At 51.1% G+C, this 15,905-nt stretch carries 14 protein-coding genes; 13 read left to right on the top strand and 1 reads right to left on the bottom strand.

From position 1 onward, the window contains the following. The first annotated feature begins 16 nt into the window (after positions 1–16). Positions 17–1,825, top strand: a complete 1,809-nt coding sequence (pepF, locus tag BN98_RS04940) for an oligoendopeptidase F (protein WP_019189434.1) — start codon at positions 17–19, stop codon at positions 1,823–1,825. A 763-nt stretch (positions 1,826–2,588) separates the two neighbouring features. Here the strand turns inward: pepF and BN98_RS04930 are convergent. Further along, a complete protein-coding gene (locus BN98_RS04930; protein ID WP_019189436.1) occupies positions 2,589–3,137 on the bottom strand; it encodes a biotin transporter BioY in 549 nt (182 codons plus the stop codon). A gap of 414 nt (positions 3,138–3,551) precedes the next feature. Between BN98_RS04930 and BN98_RS04925 the strand changes: the two genes are divergently transcribed. The 12 genes from BN98_RS04925 (at position 3,552) to BN98_RS04870 (ending at position 15,874) form a co-directional block, all read left to right on the top strand. Beyond that, positions 3,552–4,145 carry a TetR/AcrR family transcriptional regulator gene (locus BN98_RS04925; protein ID WP_019189437.1) on the top strand — a complete coding sequence of 198 codons (594 nt, stop codon included), beginning with the start codon at positions 3,552–3,554 and terminating at the stop codon, positions 4,143–4,145. After that, entirely contained in the window at positions 4,117–5,193 is a 1,077-nt protein-coding gene (locus tag BN98_RS04920) for a DUF2871 family protein (protein WP_019189438.1), read from the top strand. Before BN98_RS04925 ends, BN98_RS04920 begins: the two co-directional genes overlap by 29 nt. Before the next feature lie 203 nt (positions 5,194–5,396). Then, positions 5,397–6,416: a CoA transferase subunit A gene (locus tag BN98_RS04915; protein ID WP_019189439.1), complete on the top strand. Its 1,020-nt coding sequence runs from the start codon at positions 5,397–5,399 to the stop codon at positions 6,414–6,416. A gap of 17 nt (positions 6,417–6,433) precedes the next feature. Next, on the top strand, positions 6,434–7,234 hold the full coding sequence (gctB, locus tag BN98_RS04910; protein WP_019189440.1) for a glutaconate CoA-transferase subunit B: 801 nt from the start codon (positions 6,434–6,436) through the stop codon (positions 7,232–7,234). Positions 7,235–7,275: 41 nt separating this feature from the next. Beyond that, positions 7,276–9,036, top strand: a complete 1,761-nt coding sequence (locus tag BN98_RS04905; RefSeq protein WP_019189441.1) for an acyl-CoA carboxylase subunit beta — start codon at positions 7,276–7,278, stop codon at positions 9,034–9,036. Positions 9,037–9,212: 176 nt separating this feature from the next. Further along, positions 9,213–10,406 carry a 2-hydroxyacyl-CoA dehydratase subunit D gene (locus tag BN98_RS04900; RefSeq protein ID WP_084765313.1) on the top strand — a complete coding sequence of 398 codons (1,194 nt, stop codon included), beginning with the start codon at positions 9,213–9,215 and terminating at the stop codon, positions 10,404–10,406. A gap of 1 nt (position 10,407) precedes the next feature. Next, positions 10,408–11,565 carry a (R)-2-hydroxyglutaryl-CoA dehydratase subunit beta gene (gene hgdB, locus BN98_RS04895; RefSeq protein ID WP_019189443.1) on the top strand — a complete coding sequence of 386 codons (1,158 nt, stop codon included), beginning with the start codon at positions 10,408–10,410 and terminating at the stop codon, positions 11,563–11,565. Between the two features lie 47 nt (positions 11,566–11,612). Beyond that, entirely contained in the window at positions 11,613–12,380 is a 768-nt protein-coding gene (locus BN98_RS04890; RefSeq protein WP_019189444.1) for an acyl-CoA dehydratase activase, read from the top strand. A 60-nt stretch (positions 12,381–12,440) separates the two neighbouring features. Then, on the top strand, positions 12,441–12,866 hold the full coding sequence (locus BN98_RS04885; RefSeq protein WP_019189445.1) for a biotin/lipoyl-containing protein: 426 nt from the start codon (positions 12,441–12,443) through the stop codon (positions 12,864–12,866). Between the two features lie 11 nt (positions 12,867–12,877). After that, positions 12,878–13,990, top strand: a complete 1,113-nt coding sequence (locus BN98_RS04880; protein WP_019189446.1) for a sodium ion-translocating decarboxylase subunit beta — start codon at positions 12,878–12,880, stop codon at positions 13,988–13,990. A 363-nt stretch (positions 13,991–14,353) separates the two neighbouring features. Then, entirely contained in the window at positions 14,354–15,379 is a 1,026-nt protein-coding gene (locus BN98_RS04875) for a TAXI family TRAP transporter solute-binding subunit (protein ID WP_019189447.1), read from the top strand. Between the two features lie 3 nt (positions 15,380–15,382). Continuing rightward, complete coding sequence (locus tag BN98_RS04870; RefSeq protein WP_084765302.1) at positions 15,383–15,874, top strand: DUF1850 domain-containing protein; 492 nt, start codon at positions 15,383–15,385, stop codon at positions 15,872–15,874. Positions 15,875–15,905: the final 31 nt, after the last annotated feature.

The raw sequence follows: 15,905 nt of genomic DNA, 5'->3' as shown, positions 1-15,905 counted from the left end.
ACGAAAGGATATAGCAATGGAAAAAATATTAAATCGTGCCGATGTGCCTGTGGAACAAACCTGGGATCTGACGCCCATCTATCCAAACGAAGAAGCGTTTGAAACAGATTTTTCGCGTATCGAAACCTTAGCAAAAGACTTTGTTGACGCCTACGCCGGCCACTTGAAAGACGCCAAGACCGTTAACACTGCCCTTAAGGCCTATAGCGATATACAGGAGCTTGCGGAGCGTCTTTTTGCCTATTCGGATTTACAGGTGGAAGCCGATACGAGCAACAAAGAGAATATTGCGCGTGCTGCTCGCACGGGTTCCCGCATGGCAAAGATTTATGAAAAACTGGCTTTCTTTGCCATTGAATTAGCCCACTTGGACGACGCTGTTCTGGAAGAGGCCTCCCAACAGGCTCCTGACCATGTGCGTTTCCTAGGCAAGATTCGAAAAAATAAAGCCCATTATCTCTCCGCCGAGACTGAAGCAGCCCTTGCTGCCATGGCGCCGACACTCGACAGCCCTTATCAAATTTATAACGATATCAAAAACGCCGACACATGCTTCCCGTCGTTTGAAGCCCATGGCAAAACCTATGCCATGACCTATAACGCCTTTGAGAATCGCTACGAGTCCGACCCAGACCATACCGTGCGTCATACCGCCGCCGACCTTTTCTACGCCGAACTGGCGCGCCACAAAAATGGCACGGCCTCCGCTTACAATGCCCGGGTGCAACAGGAGAAAATTGAAGCCGACCTGCGTGGTTACGACTCGGTTTTTGACTATCTCTTAGCAGAGCAAGAAGTGCCTCGTGCCCTTTACGATCGCCAAATCGACGTCATTATGGAGCGCTTGGCACCCATTATGCAAAAGTACGCCACCCTCATCGGCCGTGTCCACGGCATTGACAGGATGACGACCTACGACCTCAAGCTGGAACTGGACCCCAACGTTTCTTCAGAAATCTCCTATGCCGAAGCTGCCGATTTTATTAAAGACGGCCTTTCCATTCTTGGCGATGACTATGTGGCCATGCTGGATCGCGCCTTTGACGAGCGATGGATCGATTACGCGGAAAATCGCGGCAAGAGCACCGGCGCCTTCTGTGCGGATGTCTACAGTGTCCATCCTTATGTGCTCTCCAGCTTCAACTACCACATCAATGAAGTAGCTACTTTGGCACATGAGTTGGGCCATGCCGGACAGAACATTCTCACAGCCAAGCATCAGCCCTTCCTTAACAAAGAAATGTCCATGTACGCCGTAGAATCCCCTTCCACCACCAATGAGCTCATCATGGAGAACTATCTTTTAAAGAAGGCCGGCGATGACAAACGTCAGCGTCGCTGGGTGTTGTCCCAGATGGTCTCCCAGACCTATTACCACAACTTTGTAACCCATCTCCTGGAAGCCGCGTATCAGCGCGAAGTCTATCGCATAGTGGAGCAAGGAGGCTCCGTGGATGCGGACTCTCTTACCGCCATTTATCGAGAGGTTCTCTCCCGCTTCTGGGGCGATGCCGTCGAAATCAAGGACGGTTCCGCACTCACCTGGATGCGCCAGCCCCACTACTACAACGGCCTATATTCCTACACCTACTCCGCCGGCCTCACCGTCGGCACCCAGATGGCTCTGCGCCTGATGAAAGGCGAACCCGGCGTCGTCGACCAATGGCGCGCCTTCCTCTCCGCCGGCGACTCCGTTGACCCCATCGGCCTTGCCGCCATTGCCGGCGTCGATATCACCACCGACAAGCCTCTGAAGGACACCATCGACTACATCGGTTCCATCGTAGACGAGTTGGTGTCGTTGACAGATGAACTGGAGAAATAAAAAAGATCATTCTTAGCGGTTGGGGCTGACCTTATGGGTCAGCCCCTTCCTTATATCTATTGATGCCCGGCACAGCTGGGCTTCCTTTTTATATAAATCGTCGGCCGAAGGACGACTCCTCACGGACGCCGGAGGCGCCTTTCTTTCGACAACGCGCGCGTTTTGCGGCCGCATTCAAATTTTCTGACCGTGCCTTTGCTCAATTTTTTCAAAAGGCACGGTCGGGGACGACCCGCGGGCTACGATTTCGACCGTGCCTTTGATGATTTTTTGTAAAAGGCACGGTCGGACATGACCTATTTGCTCCGGTTTCGACCGTGCCTTTGCTCACTTTTTTCCAAAAGGCACGGTCGSACACGCCGTCTGTGCCGACTTTCTGACCGTGCCTTTGCCTGTTTTTTCAAAAGGCACGGTCGCACACGCCGTTTGCGCCCACTTTCTGACCGTGCCTTTGCCCAATTTTGTTAAAAGGCACGGTCGTGCGCATGGTGAGCGACAAGCCGCAAATCGCTAAGGACGACACGCCGGCACCGTCGACAATAGCCGCCCGATAAGCCTGCGACTCCTGTGCAGGAAAACGGCAGAAAGCAGCCAAAAAGGAGAAGACAGCCCCGAAGTAAGAGGGCATTACGCAAAGAAAGCCGTCCGCTTGGCATATGACAAGCGGACGGCTTTCTTCTGTGGCATGGCCACAGCACATACGGGGATGGTGATGCCGGCATCGCCGAGAGACAAATTCTTCCGTCCGGGTAGAAAAGACGGTTCAGTGTGCGTATTTTTCAGGTCCCTGTAGCAAGGGATAGACATGGGGCAGGGCAATTTTAGCAACGATAAAGGCGATGCCAGCTTTGATCAGATCGCCGGGGATAAAGGGAATGAGACCGACCTGGAGAATTTTCATGAGGTTCATGGATTTGCCGTTGAGGACGTTAAGCACATAGGCCATATAGGGAAGGCCGATGAGATAGCAGGCAGCTGCGGTGACCAGCGTTGCTACGAGCAAACCGACAGTGGTCTTTCCGAAGGCGGTGCGATGGGCAATCAGCGAGCCCAACACAGCGGCAACGATGAAGCTGATGAGAAAACCAGAAGAGGGCGATACAAAGAGCGCGCCACCCTTTAAGGCCAGCATCAATACGAAGTGAACGGCCATAGCGAGACCGGCATCCACCGGGTTCAGGAACAGTGCGGTAAGAATGACGAATATCGTCTGGAATGTAATAGGGATGGGCCCGATGGGGATGCGGATCAGGGATCCGACAAAAGTCAGGGCAGCCATAATAGCAATGCGGGTAATGCGTCTAGCGTTCATAAAGTACCTTCCTTCTAGCGATAATAATGGCACGCATAAATTGACAACCTAAAAAAAATATAGGTTAACAAGCTCCACTACAGTCTAACAAAAGGGATTCACGCATGCAAGGGGAAGAGAAGTAATGCTGTTCTTCGGCAGCACGCAGCTATTCTGCTTACCGGCAATTTGTGCATCGCTAACGAGAGCAGCATGAAGGAACAGCAATATGTCTTGCCAGTAGAACTTGTTAAGCTTGATGTGTATCATTTCGATTGACAAAGGATTTTTCACGCCTTAAAATGACACTGTGTCATAAGTGACGCAGTGTCATTTTTGTAGCTGGATTTATGCTCAAATCGCACGTTGCATTGTATGTATATACGGCAAGGATGATGGCTACCTCATCCATGTCGATGCTCGAAAGGAGGCATTATGCCGACAGGAACCTATTTTCGTTTGCGGGAAGATAAACGCCGGGCGATTTACCGTGTTTTGGTAGATGAATTTGAAACTCATCCGCTGGAGGAGATCACGATAAAGCGCATTGTGGAACGGCTGCATCTTCCGCGCGGCAGTTTCTATCAATATTTCTCCTCGTTAAATGATTGCTACTTCTACGTATTGGACAAGGAGCTGACAGAGGTGCATGCGCTTTTTGCCGCCTTAATCAAGAAAAAAGGGGGAGATCTTTTTGCGGCGTTGGATGCGTTTGGCGATGCGGCAGCGGATCTTTTGTATGATCCCAAGCATTATGGTCTGTATCGGCAACGCTATCTGTTCATGAACGCTGCTCTGGAGCGGGAATGGCACCGTTACCGTGAAGAGAGCAAAGACTACACCCGGGACATGGAACCCTGGGTGAATCCCGAAAAAGCTGATTTTCTCGGCGCTGTGGTGCATCACCTGATTCGGCGATTATTTGCCGAAGAATGGAGTCGGAAGGAATTTCTATTGCAGTATCGTTGTTATCTTTGCTGGTTGAAGGGAGGATTAAACAATGATGTATTTGATGGAACCGTTCTTTGATATTGCCTATTTGGGCGTTGTGCTTGCCATGGGGCTTCGCCTTTTGATGGAAGAGGGAAAAGAAGCTAAAACATTTGGGCTGATGGCTGTTCTGCTCGGCCTTGGCGATGCTTTTCATCTGATCCCGCGTGTGATGAGCAATCTCACGCCCGATGGCTTCGACCGCTATATTCCGCTGCTTTCTTGGGGAGAATTTGTCACCAGTATCACGATGACCATCTTTTATCTTCTCTTTTATCGCTACTATCAGAGCATGAGCGGCGATAAGGGTGAACGAAAGAGCCGGCTGGTATATGTTCTGGTTGCACTTCGCCTTCTTCTTGTCCTCTTACCGCAAAATGAATGGGGAACAGTAGGCAATTACTTTTTTGGCCTTCTCCGCAATGTTCCCTTTGCTCTTCTTGGCCTGGTGCTTGTTATCTGGACGGCCAAGGCCAAGGAAAAGCCGGGCCTTCAGCACACCGCTCTGTTGATTGCTGCGAGCTTTCTGTTCTATGCCCCCGTCGTCATCGGCGCGCGCTTTGTTCCCCTCCTCGGGCTTCTGATGATTCCAAAAACCGTTGCCTATGTGCTTCTGGTGGGTGTCGGCTATCGCCACTTTATTCCGCAGCTTCGTCCTTCGGCATTGCTTAAGCAGGCGATCACGTTCTTAGTGCTCGGCCTTTCCGGCGGCGTCTTTTACCGTGAATTTACCAAAGCCTTCGGATGGACGACACATACCGCACTAAGCGTTGTACATGTCCACCTTCTGGTCTTGGGCTTTCTATTTTTCTTGTTGCTTTTTGTTCTACTACAGCAGGAGAAGTCACTAAAGGGCTATGTGCGGCCGCTTGCCGTCTACGTTATCGGCCTAACCGGGACGATCGTTGCTTTTATGGTGCGTGGCATCTATTCTATTACGGCGGAGGGCGTTGCCCTCTTTCCGGATGCCATGCTTTCCGGCATGGCGGGTATCGGTCACATTCTTTTAGGTATCGGCGTGGTTTGGATGATGCTTCGTATGCTGAAAGAGAAAACACACACATTGCCACAGGAGAAATCGGCTTGAAAAACTTCGGTGGAGGTCTGAGGATGCCTAGCGCGCGTCTTTCGCTATGTTTTGCAAGCGCTTAGGTATCGATTCGAGGCGGCGGTTTGGGACGCGTTATCGGATTTTGGCTTTTCGGTGGACGGAAGTCTGAAAGTTCTGTAGAATAACAGAGAAGGCTTACTACAATGAAAAACCTTTGCAAATGAAATGAGGAGGGAATCATGTCGGACAAAGTGATGTCCATGAAGGATGCCGTCGCTAAGTATGTCGAGAGTGGCGATGTCATGTGCTTCGGTGGTTTTACCACGAACCGCAAGCCGTATGCTGCAGTATTTGAGATTCTTCGTCAGGGACAGAAGGATTTCATCGGTTGGTCCAGTCCTGCCGGCGGAGACTGGGATCTGTTGATTGGCGAAGGCCGTGTAAAAGCGTATATCAACTGCTATACGGCAAACTCCGGATTCACGAACGTTTCTCGTCGCTTCCGCGAGGCCATTGAAAAAGGCGAAATTCTTTTTGAAGATTATTCGCAGGACGTGCTGATGCTACAGTTGCATGCCGCCGCATTGGGCCTTCCGTTCTTACCGACCCGTTTTATGGCGGCCAGTGGTTTAACGAAATATTGGGGCATGTCAGAAGAAGTACGAAAGAAATTGGAAAAAGTAGATGATCTGAAACTGGTGGAAATGGACAATCCGTTCCAACCGGGCGAAAAATGCGTCGCTGTACCGGTACCGAAGCTGGATACGGCGATTATTCATGTGCAAAAAGCCAGCCCGGACGGCACCGCCATCATTTATGGCGATGAATTCCATGATGTAGATATTGCTATGGCGGCGCGCAAGACAATCGTGACGTGCGAAGAGCTCGTCAGCAATGAAGAGATCCGCAAGGATCCGTCACTGCCGAATGTGTTTGCTGGTTGCGTGGATGCGGTGGTGCATGTGCCGTTTGGCGCATGGCCGTCACAGTGCTATGACTACTACGATGATGATCCGGACCTGCTTCGTGAATACGACAAAGCATCCAAGTATCTGGATGATAACGATGCAAAGGCCAAAATGGACAAGAAGAAGATCCCCTATGATCCGGACAATATGCCGGAGAACTTCAAGGACTTCTGCGAAAAATGGATCTACAGCTTAGAGAACCATGAGCAGTTGCTGGATAAGATCGGCGGTAGCCGTCTTGCTAAGCTAAAAGTTGTGCCGGGTCTCGGTTACTCGACCTACGTGAAATAAGCAGGAGGGGAATCGACATGTCAGATTACACAAAGTACACCAAACAGGAAATGCAGGCCTATGCCATTGCGAAATCCATTAAACCGGATATGATCGTTACCATCGGTACAGGACTTCCGCTGATCGGCGGAACCCTTGCCAAGCGCGTGATTCAGCCGAGCTGTCATTTGATCGTTGAGAGCGGTCTGATGGACTGCGCTCCGGTCGAAGTACCGCGCAGCGTCGGCGACTGCCGTTTCATGGCTCATTGCGCCGTACAGTGGCCGAACGTTCGTTTCGTCGGCTTTGAAACCAATATGTACCTGCACGGATTCGATAACGCTATCGCCTTCATCGGCGGTGCCGAAATCGACCCGTATGGCAACGTGAACTCCACATCCATCGGCGATTACAATCATCCGAAAACACGCTTTACCGGTTCGGGCGGTGCGAATGGCATTGCCACCTATCAGAACACGGTATTGATGATGCAACATCAGAAGCGTCGCTTCACGGAACACATTGACTACGTGACGAGTCCGGGTTGGGTTACCGGACCAGGAACCCGCGCGGCTGCCGGCTTGCCGGAAGATCGCGGCCCGCAGATGGTTGTAACGGATCTGGGCATCATGAAGTTTGATGAGCAGACGAAGAGAATGTATCTGGCGTACTACTATCCGTACACAACGCCGGAAGAAATTCAGGAAAATACCGGATTTGAGATTGACCTCAGCCGTGCAGAGAAGATGGAGGGACCGGATCCCGAAATCATCCGCATCATCCGTGAGGAAATCGACCCGGGTCAGGTCTTCATTAAAGTACCAAAGGAAAGCAAATAGTCCCGACGCACGGGAGAACAGAGAAGGGAACTGGAGAAACGATGAGCGAGTATATGTATTCCATGCCCGGCTATTTTCAGACGATGCCGACGGTTGGTGGACCGTTGAATCGTCCCAATCCGGAGAATGAAAAAGAATTAAAGGACATTGAAGCAGACATTGCTAAGCGCGTCAAAGAAGCGGCCGATGCCGGAAAATCGGACGAAGGCATTCATAAATCCGGCCAGATGACGGCTTGGGAGCGCGTATTGTCATTAGTGGATGATGGAATTTTCCTTCCGCTGAATAGCCTGTACAATCCGATGAACAACAAGAACGGATCGACGGGCATTATCAAGGGCTTGGGCCGCATCTCGGGCCGCTGGACAGTGGTTGTTGCTTCGGATAACAAGAAGCTGGCAGGCGCTTGGGTACCGGGTCAGTCCGAGAACTTGATTCGCGCTTCCGATACAGCAAAAATGCTGCACATCCCACTGGTATACGTATTGAACTGCTCCGGCGTTAAGCTGGACGAGCAGGAACTGGTATACGGTAACCGTCGCGGCGGCGGCGCTCCGTTCTACCGCAACTCGGAATTGAACCAGTTGGGCGTTCCGGTCATTGTCGGTATCTTCGGCACGAACCCGGCAGGCGGTGGCTATCACTCCATCAGCCCGACGATTTTGATTGCACATCAGGATGCTAACATGGCCGTCGGTGGCGCTGGTATTTTAGGCGGTATGAACCCGAAGGGCTACATGGACATGGAAGGCGCCGAGCAACTGATCGAAGCGACCAAGCGCGATACCTCGACACCGCCGGGAACGGTTGGCGTTCACTACAACGAGACGGGCTTCTTCCGTGAAGTTTATGCCGATGAACAAGGCGTTTTAGCAGGCATCCGCAAATATGTGGGATTCCTGCCCTGCTACGACCCGCAGTTCTTCCGCGTAGACGATCCGAAGGAACCACTGTATTCGTCGGAAGATCTGTATTCGATCGTTCCACTGAACAAAAAGAAACAGTACAAACCGGCCGATGTGTTGGGACGTCTGTTTGACGGCTCAGAATTCATGGAATTCAAGAAGGGCTATGGTCCGGAAATCATCTGCGGTTTGGCAAAAGTTAATGGTTTGCTGGTTGGCGTTGTGACGAATAACCAGGGCCTTCTGATGAATTATCCCGAGTATAAAGAAGGATCCGTCGGCATCGGCGGTAAACTGTATCGCCAGGGTTTGATCAAAATGAACGAGTTCGTGACGTTGTGCGCTCGTGATCGTGTGCCTCTGGTATGGATTCAGGATACGACCGGTATTGATGTCGGCGATCCGGCCGAACGTGCGGAATTGCTGGGCTTGGGACAGTCTTTGATCTATTCCATCCAGGATACGCACATGGCATCGCTGGAAATCACCCTGCGCAAGGGTACCGCTGCGGCACACTATGTCATGGGCGGCCCGCAGGGACATACGTCGAACGTCTTTTCCCTGGGCACTGCTGCTACAGAGATGAACGTTATGACCGGCGAAACCGCTGCGGCAGCAATGTATAGCCGTCGTCTGGTGAAAGAGCAGAAAGCGGGCAACGATCTGGAACCGGTCATTGAAAAGATGAACCAGCTGATCAATGATTACACAGAAAAGTCCACGCCGCAGTACTGCGCAAAATTGGGTCTGGTGGACGAAGTGGTGAACATGGTTCATCTGCGCTCCTACATCCAGGCCTTTACGGAGAGTTATTATCAGAATCCGCAATCGATCGCGCCGGTCCATCAAATGATGACCCCGCGCATCATTCGCGATTTTGATGCCATTCAAAAATAAGGTACCGTCGAGTGTGGAGCTCGGCTTGTACTCATGGCAACATCTATGGAGGAAAGGAGATTATTGTGACGGAACAAAAAGAAACGTTACAGGATAAAACCGTAACGGAGGCCCCGAAAGCAGAGGGGACGCAGGAAGCTCCGAAGAAAAAGAGGGAAGTATTACCCGGTGTCAAAATGCTTCAGGACATCGTGACCGATGTTTATCAGGCGGCGTGGGACGCGAAAAAAGCGGGCCGTCCGGTAGGTTGGTCGTCATCGAAGTTCCCGTGCGAATTGGCAGAAGTATTTGATCTGGCCGTTGTGTATCCGGAAAACCAGGCAGCTGGCATTGCGGCGCGTCACGACGGAGAACGTATGTGCCAGGAAGCTGAGAACATGGGCTTTGATAACGATATTTGCGGTTATGCCCGTATCAGCTTGGCCTACTCGGCCGGCGTTGAGACGACGAACGAGAGCCGTCGCGTGCCGGAACCGGATTTCGTGCTCTGCTGCAACAATATTTGCAACTGCATGACCAAATGGTATGAGAACATTGCGCGTATGCACAATATTCCGCTGATCATGATCGATATTCCGTATCGTAATGAAATCGGCGTGTCCGAAGACAATGTCGCCTATATTAAGGGACAGTTCATGGATGCCATCAAACAGCTGGAAAAGATCTCGGGCAAGAAGTTTGATGAGAAGAAATTCGAGGAAGTCTGCGCCAACGCCAACCGTACTTCCAAGGCTTGGTTAAAGGTGTGTGATTTCCAGAAGTATGTACCGTCTCCGATGTCGGGCTTTGATCTGTTTAACCACATGGCAGATATTGTTACGGCTCGTGCCAAGAAGACGACAGCGGCTGCCTTCGATCAGCTGGCCGTGGACCTCGAACGCTATCGCCAGGAAGGCAAATCCACAGCGCCGTTTGAAGAACAGTACCGTATCCTCTTCGAGGGTATTCCGTGCTGGCCGGCTCTGCGTGATCTGTTTAAGCCGTTAAAGAAGGACGGACTGAACGTCACCGCCGTTGTGTATGCGCCGGCATTCGGTTTCGTCTATGATGATTTGGACAGCATGTGCGCTGCCTACTGCAAGGCACCGAACAGCGTATGTCTTGAAGAAGGTGTGGAATGGCGCGCTAAGCTCTGCCGCGACAATAAGGTTGACGGCGCCTTGGTACACTACAACCGCAGCTGCAAACCGTGGTCCGGTTATATGCCGGAAATGCAGCGCCGCTGGACAGAAGAACTGGGCATTCCTTGCGTCTCCTTCGATGGTGACCAGGCGGATCCGCGTAACTTCAACGCCGCACAATATGAAACACGTGTGCAGGGACTTGTAGAAGCTATGGCCGATCGTCGTGCGAAGATGAAGGAGGACTAAGATGAGCATGCAGGAACAATTTGATGCTTTTGCTCAGGTTGCTAACAACCCGGCAGCACAGCTAAAGAAATATAAAGCCGAAGGTCGTAAAGCCATTGGCGTTATGCCGTACTACGCACCGGAAGAATTGGTCTTCGCAGCCGATATGGTACCGATGGGCATGTGGGGAACGAATGATAAGAACATTAAAGAAGCTAAGGAATACTGCGCTTCGTTCTATTGCTCCCTGGCACAACTGGACCTGGAAATGCTGTTGGACGGTACGCTGGACGACTTGGACGGCGTGATCATGACCGTACTGTGCGATACACTGCGCCCGATGAGCCAGAATATCCGTGTGGCGATGGACAAATTGGGGAAAATGCCGACCATCTTCTTGGCACATCCGCAAAACCGTCGCCCGGAATACGGCATCCAATACACCATTTCCCAATACAATAACGTGAAAGAGCAATTGGAAGAAATTGCCGGTAAAAAAATTACCGATGAAGCGTTGAAAGAAGCCATTAAGGTTTACAATCGCAGCCGTGAAGAACGTCGTCGCTTTGTGAAATTGGCCGGCGAGCATCCGGAAGCAGTATCTGCCGTCAACCGCAGCGCGGTCTTGAAGGCTTCATACTTCATGCTGAAAGATGAATACACGGACAAACTGACCGCATTGAATGACGAGCTGGAGAAATTGCCGGCTTCCGATTGGAACGGTGTACGCATCGTTACGTCGGGTATCATCTGCGATAATCCGGATCTGCTGCAAATTTTGGATGACAACAAGATTGCCATTGCTATGGATGATGTGGCTCATGAGAGCCGCAGCTTCCGCACCGATGTGCCGGAAGATGATGATCCGATGCGTGCCCTGGCACAGCAATTTGCGGATCAGGATTACGATGTATTGCTCTACGATGAAGCATCGGCAGAAAATCGCCGTGCCGAATATGTCTGCGATTTAGTGCGCGACAGCAAGGCACAGGGTATTGTCGTATTTATGCAGAACTTCTGTGACCCGGAGGAAATGGAATATCCTTCTCTGCGCCAGGAGTTTGATAAACAGAATATTCGTCATATTCGTTTGGGCATTGATCATCAGATGCGCGACTTTGGCCAAGCCAAGACAGCTCTGCAAGCTTTTGCAGATGTTTTGGCTGATGAAATGGCCTAAGGTTTTGTCAAGAATTAGAAACAGTGAGGAAATCCGTGACATATACTATGGGAATTGATATCGGTTCCTCGGCCTGTAAAGCGGTTATCTTGAAGGATGGCGACGAGATCGTCGGCACCTTCAAGGTGGCTGTGGGCACAGGTACTACCGGGCCGAATCGTGCGTTTGAAGGCGTACTGGAATCCGCCGGGCTTTCGGCTGACGAAATCGATTATGTCTTAGCGACAGGGTATGGCAGAAATACCTTTGAACGTGCGGATGCCCAAATGAGCGAATTAAGCTGTCACGCCAAAGGCGCGAATCATCTCTTTCCGGATGTGCGCACTGTCATTGATATCGGTGGGCAGGATGTGAAAGTCATTCAGATTGATCATGGCGCCATGGTCAACTTTCAGATGAATGATAAATGCGCAGCCGGAACCGGACGTTTTTTGGATGTCATGGCGCGTATTTTAGAAGTCGATGTGTCCGACTTGGCTTCTTTAGCGGCTAAATCGACAAAGAAAATTGCGATCAGCTCGACTTGCACCGTGTTTGCGGAGTCGGAAGTTATTAGTCAGCTGGCAAACGGAGAAAAGAAAGAAGATGTGGTTAACGGCATTCATTATGCCATTACCGCACGTGTGGTCGGCTTGGCACGACGCGTGGGCATTCGTGACCGTGTTGTCATGACCGGCGGCGTCGCACAAAACGCCGGTGTCGTAAAAGCCTTGCAGGATCAGCTTGAACACGAAGTTTCCACCTCTCCTTTATCGCAATATGTCGGAGCGCTGGGCGCTGCACTATATGCCTATTCGAAAGCCAATCGCAAATAGTGGACGATTTATTGATTTTGTTGGATAATGCTAAAGAGGCACATACGGAAGGAGAAATCTATGCAAAAAACTTATCACGTCACAGTAGAGGGAAAAACCTATGAAGTGACTCTGGAAGAAGTCGGCAGCGCAAACGGCCCCGTAACGCGCGCACCGCAGGCTTTCGCGCCGGTGGCACCGGTTGCTCCCGCAGCTCCTAAGCCGGCAGCAGCTCCCGCTGCTCCTGCGGCACAGAAAAAACCGGCAGAACACCATGCCGCCGCATCCGGTGAGGGTGAGGACCAGGAAGCACCCTTACAGGGCAACATTTGGAAGATCGTAGCGTCGGAAGGCGATGAAGTCGCCGCTGGTGATACGGTTATCATCTTGGAAGCTATGAAGATGGAAAACGAAATTGTCGCACCGCGTGATGGCGTCATCGGTAAGATCTATGTCACCGAAGGTCAGACGGTCGACACCGGTGAGGCGCTTTATTCGCTTAAGTAAAGGAGTCTGCCATGATTGATATGCTGATTTCCTTTTTTAAAAGCAGCGGTTTCATGGCACTGGATCTCGGATCGATCATTATGCTCGGCGTGGCTTGCTTGTTTTTATACCTGGCCATTGCGAAAGGGTATGAACCATACCTCTTAATTCCGATTTCCTTTGGCATGTTGCTTGCCAACCTGCCATTAGCAGGGCTGATGGATCAGGGCGGCTTGCTGAACCTCCTCTATGAAGGCGTTCACTTAGGCATTTATCCGCCGCTGATTTTCTTGGGCGTTGGCGCGTCTACGGACTTTTCACCGTTGATTGCAAACCCCAAGAGCCTTCTATTAGGTGCTGCAGCACAGTTGGGCATCTTCTTCGCCTTCACGGGTGCAATCCTGCTGGGCTTTAATTCGCAGGAAGCCGGCTCCATCGGTATCATCGGTGGTGCAGACGGTCCGACTGCACTGTATTTAACCAGTCGAATGGCGCCGCATCTTCTGGGGGCGATCGCAATTGCTGCGTACTCCTATATGGCGCTGGTTCCGGTTATTCAGCCGCCCATCATGAAGCTGTTGACCACGAAGGAAGAACGCCGCATCAAGATGACGACGTTGCGTCCGGTAAGCAAACGGGAGAAGATTCTCTTTCCGATTATCGTAACGATTGTCGTTACGCTTATCGTTCCTCCCGCAGGACCGCTGATTGGTATGCTGATGCTCGGCAACTTGTTTAAAGAAGTCGGCGTCGTACCGCATCTGGTCACGGCTGCGAAGGATACCATTATGTACACGGTTACGATTCTTCTGGGCACGACGGTCGGTGCGACGGCGCGTGCGGAGAATTTCCTTACGGCGCAGACGCTTGGCATTCTGGCTATGGGCTTGGTTGCTTTTGCCGTTGGCACGGCAGGCGGTGTAATTTTCGGTAAAATCATGTGCAAGCTTTCGGGTGGTAAGATTAACCCGTTGATCGGCGCTGCCGGCGTTTCGGCTGTTCCGATGGCAGCACGTGTGGTACAAAAAGTGGGACAGAAAGAAGATCCCTCGAATTTCCTGTTGATGCATGCGATGGGACCGAATGTAGCAGGCGTTATCGGGTCGGCTGTTGCCGCCGGTCTGCTGCTCAATATGTTTGGATGACGGGAAGGCCGGGTAACCGGGCACCCGGTATGAAGTAGCAAATGCCTTGCTACTTCGGCCAAGAGGAAAACGTTATTACTTATACGAACGTTACATTTCCAATTAGTAGACGTTCAGAAGACGTTTTTGGGAAAACCTTTCTAACACGATGCGAGGGATGAATAGGCGTAGACTTACGATTCTTTCCTTCACGTAAACGTGTTTCGGAAAGCAGGAGGCAGGATTCGACGTGACAGCTCAGGCGTCGGAAACTGTTACACATAGTTGACGATTTTCTTGCGTAGCAAGAGGCAAGAGGGCAGATCTTGTCCTCAGCACCTGTCGGCGTACTTGATGGCGGCGGCAGTTCGAAAGGAGAGCTTTATGAAAAAAACACTTGGTATCTTTTTAGCGTTGGCGTTGGCCGTTGGTCTGACAGCCTGCGGCGGCAAAGGCGGCGATAAACCGGCTGAAGAGTCAAAGGCTGGAACCGCTTCAACGGCGGCGCCGGCAGCTTCTACCGGGAAAGCAGTAAACTGGAATTTTGCCACCGGCGGATCCACCGGTACGTATTATGCTTTTGGTGGTGTTATTGCGAACGTCTTTAGTGAAAAAGTTCCTGATATCAAATTAACCGTGCAATCCACCGGCGCCTCCAAGGCAAACATCTTCTCGTTGGACGACAATGAAGCCCAGATCGGCTTTGTACAGAACGACGTTATGGACTATGCCATGAAGGGCGAAAGCCTCTTTAAGAAAGATGGCAAATTTGACAGCTTCGCTACCGTTGCTGCTCTGTATCCGGAAACCTGCCAAATCATCGGTGCCAAAGGATTAAAATCCGTTGCCGATCTGAAGGGCAAGAACGTCTCTGTTGGTGATGCCGGCTCGGGCGTTGAATTCAACGCAACGCAGATCCTTGCTGCTTACGGCATTGATATCGAGAAAGACATTAAGAAACATAACCTTTCCTTCGGCGATTCCGCAGAAGCATTGAAAGATGGCAAAATTGACGCATTCTTCATCGTTGCCGGTGCGCCGACCACGGCTGTGACCGAATTAGCAACGACCAACGACATCTCCCTTGTAAGCATTGATAAAGAACATGCCGACAAGCTGATGAAAGACTATCCGTTCTATTCGGAAATGAACATTCCTAAAGACACCTATAAGGGCCTGGAGGGTGATGTGTCAACCGTTGCTGTAAAAGCAACCATCATCTGCCGCAAGGATTTACCGGAAGATGCCGTCTACAAACTGACCAAGGGCATTTTCGAGAACAAAGACACCATTGCTCAATCCCATGCGAAGGGCAAATTGTTGGATCCGAAGTATGCTACCGAGTCCATTTCTGTTCCGTTCCATCCGGGTGCTGCGAAGTACTTCAAAGAGATTGGAGTCATGAAATAACCGATGACATCACGTCAAGGGATTATTAGTCGAGTGACGGCCGTGGCCGTGTTCATGGCCGTCCTCTTGCTTCTGATCGGGGGCTGCGCTTCAAAGGAGTCTGAGCTGGTCCTGCGCAGCGGAAAAACGGGCGAGGTATTCGCCCGTTACCCCCTCTCAGAAGGCGATCAATTTACCGTTACCTTTATTCATTCGGTCAATCAAAAGCCTTACAGCGATACTTACCAAATTGAACAGGGCAAGATTTACGTGGAGGAGACACGTTACGCCGAGTTTGGCGCGGGCGTGCAAACCGAACTGAATGCAGGAGAGACGCTTTCTACCGGCAAAAACGGTGAAATTGTGGTCTCCAACATTCATAAAGAAATTCCGCATCTTTCCTATATTGTGGGAACGGTCTCGGATCATATCCTGACGATGGGCAAGAAAAAGGTCAGTTTGCGAGACCTATGCGGACGCAATGCGAATGTAGTTTTTACGTTTGAAAACAAATAGAAGAATCCGCTACGGATCGAAGACGCGAACG

It is taken from the genome of Levyella massiliensis (assembly GCF_000308275.2).
In the GTDB taxonomy this organism is placed as follows: domain Bacteria; phylum Bacillota; class Clostridia; order Tissierellales; family Peptoniphilaceae; genus Murdochiella; species Murdochiella massiliensis_A.
Note: the sequence above shows the minus strand (reverse complement) of the source record. Positions and strands in the feature narration are given on the sequence as shown.

Bases quoted from the DNA above. Each gene is read 5' to 3' on its own strand.
- pepF (WP_019189434.1), top strand. From the start codon at position 17: ATGGAAAAAATATTAAATCGTGCCGATGTGCCTGTGGAACAAACCTGG.
- BN98_RS04930 (WP_019189436.1), bottom strand. From the start codon at position 3,137: ATGAACGCTAGACGCATTACCCGCATTGCTATTATGGCTGCCCTGACT.
- BN98_RS04925 (WP_019189437.1), top strand. From the start codon at position 3,552: ATGCCGACAGGAACCTATTTTCGTTTGCGGGAAGATAAACGCCGGGCG.
- BN98_RS04920 (WP_019189438.1), top strand. From the start codon at position 4,117: ATGATGTATTTGATGGAACCGTTCTTTGATATTGCCTATTTGGGCGTT.
- BN98_RS04915 (WP_019189439.1), top strand. From the start codon at position 5,397: ATGTCGGACAAAGTGATGTCCATGAAGGATGCCGTCGCTAAGTATGTC.
- gctB (WP_019189440.1), top strand. From the start codon at position 6,434: ATGTCAGATTACACAAAGTACACCAAACAGGAAATGCAGGCCTATGCC.
- BN98_RS04905 (WP_019189441.1), top strand. From the start codon at position 7,276: ATGAGCGAGTATATGTATTCCATGCCCGGCTATTTTCAGACGATGCCG.
- BN98_RS04900 (WP_084765313.1), top strand. From the start codon at position 9,213: ATGCTTCAGGACATCGTGACCGATGTTTATCAGGCGGCGTGGGACGCG.
- hgdB (WP_019189443.1), top strand. From the start codon at position 10,408: ATGAGCATGCAGGAACAATTTGATGCTTTTGCTCAGGTTGCTAACAAC.
- BN98_RS04890 (WP_019189444.1), top strand. From the start codon at position 11,613: ATGGGAATTGATATCGGTTCCTCGGCCTGTAAAGCGGTTATCTTGAAG.
- BN98_RS04885 (WP_019189445.1), top strand. From the start codon at position 12,441: ATGCAAAAAACTTATCACGTCACAGTAGAGGGAAAAACCTATGAAGTG.
- BN98_RS04880 (WP_019189446.1), top strand. From the start codon at position 12,878: ATGATTGATATGCTGATTTCCTTTTTTAAAAGCAGCGGTTTCATGGCA.
- BN98_RS04875 (WP_019189447.1), top strand. From the start codon at position 14,354: ATGAAAAAAACACTTGGTATCTTTTTAGCGTTGGCGTTGGCCGTTGGT.
- BN98_RS04870 (WP_084765302.1), top strand. From the start codon at position 15,383: ATGACATCACGTCAAGGGATTATTAGTCGAGTGACGGCCGTGGCCGTG.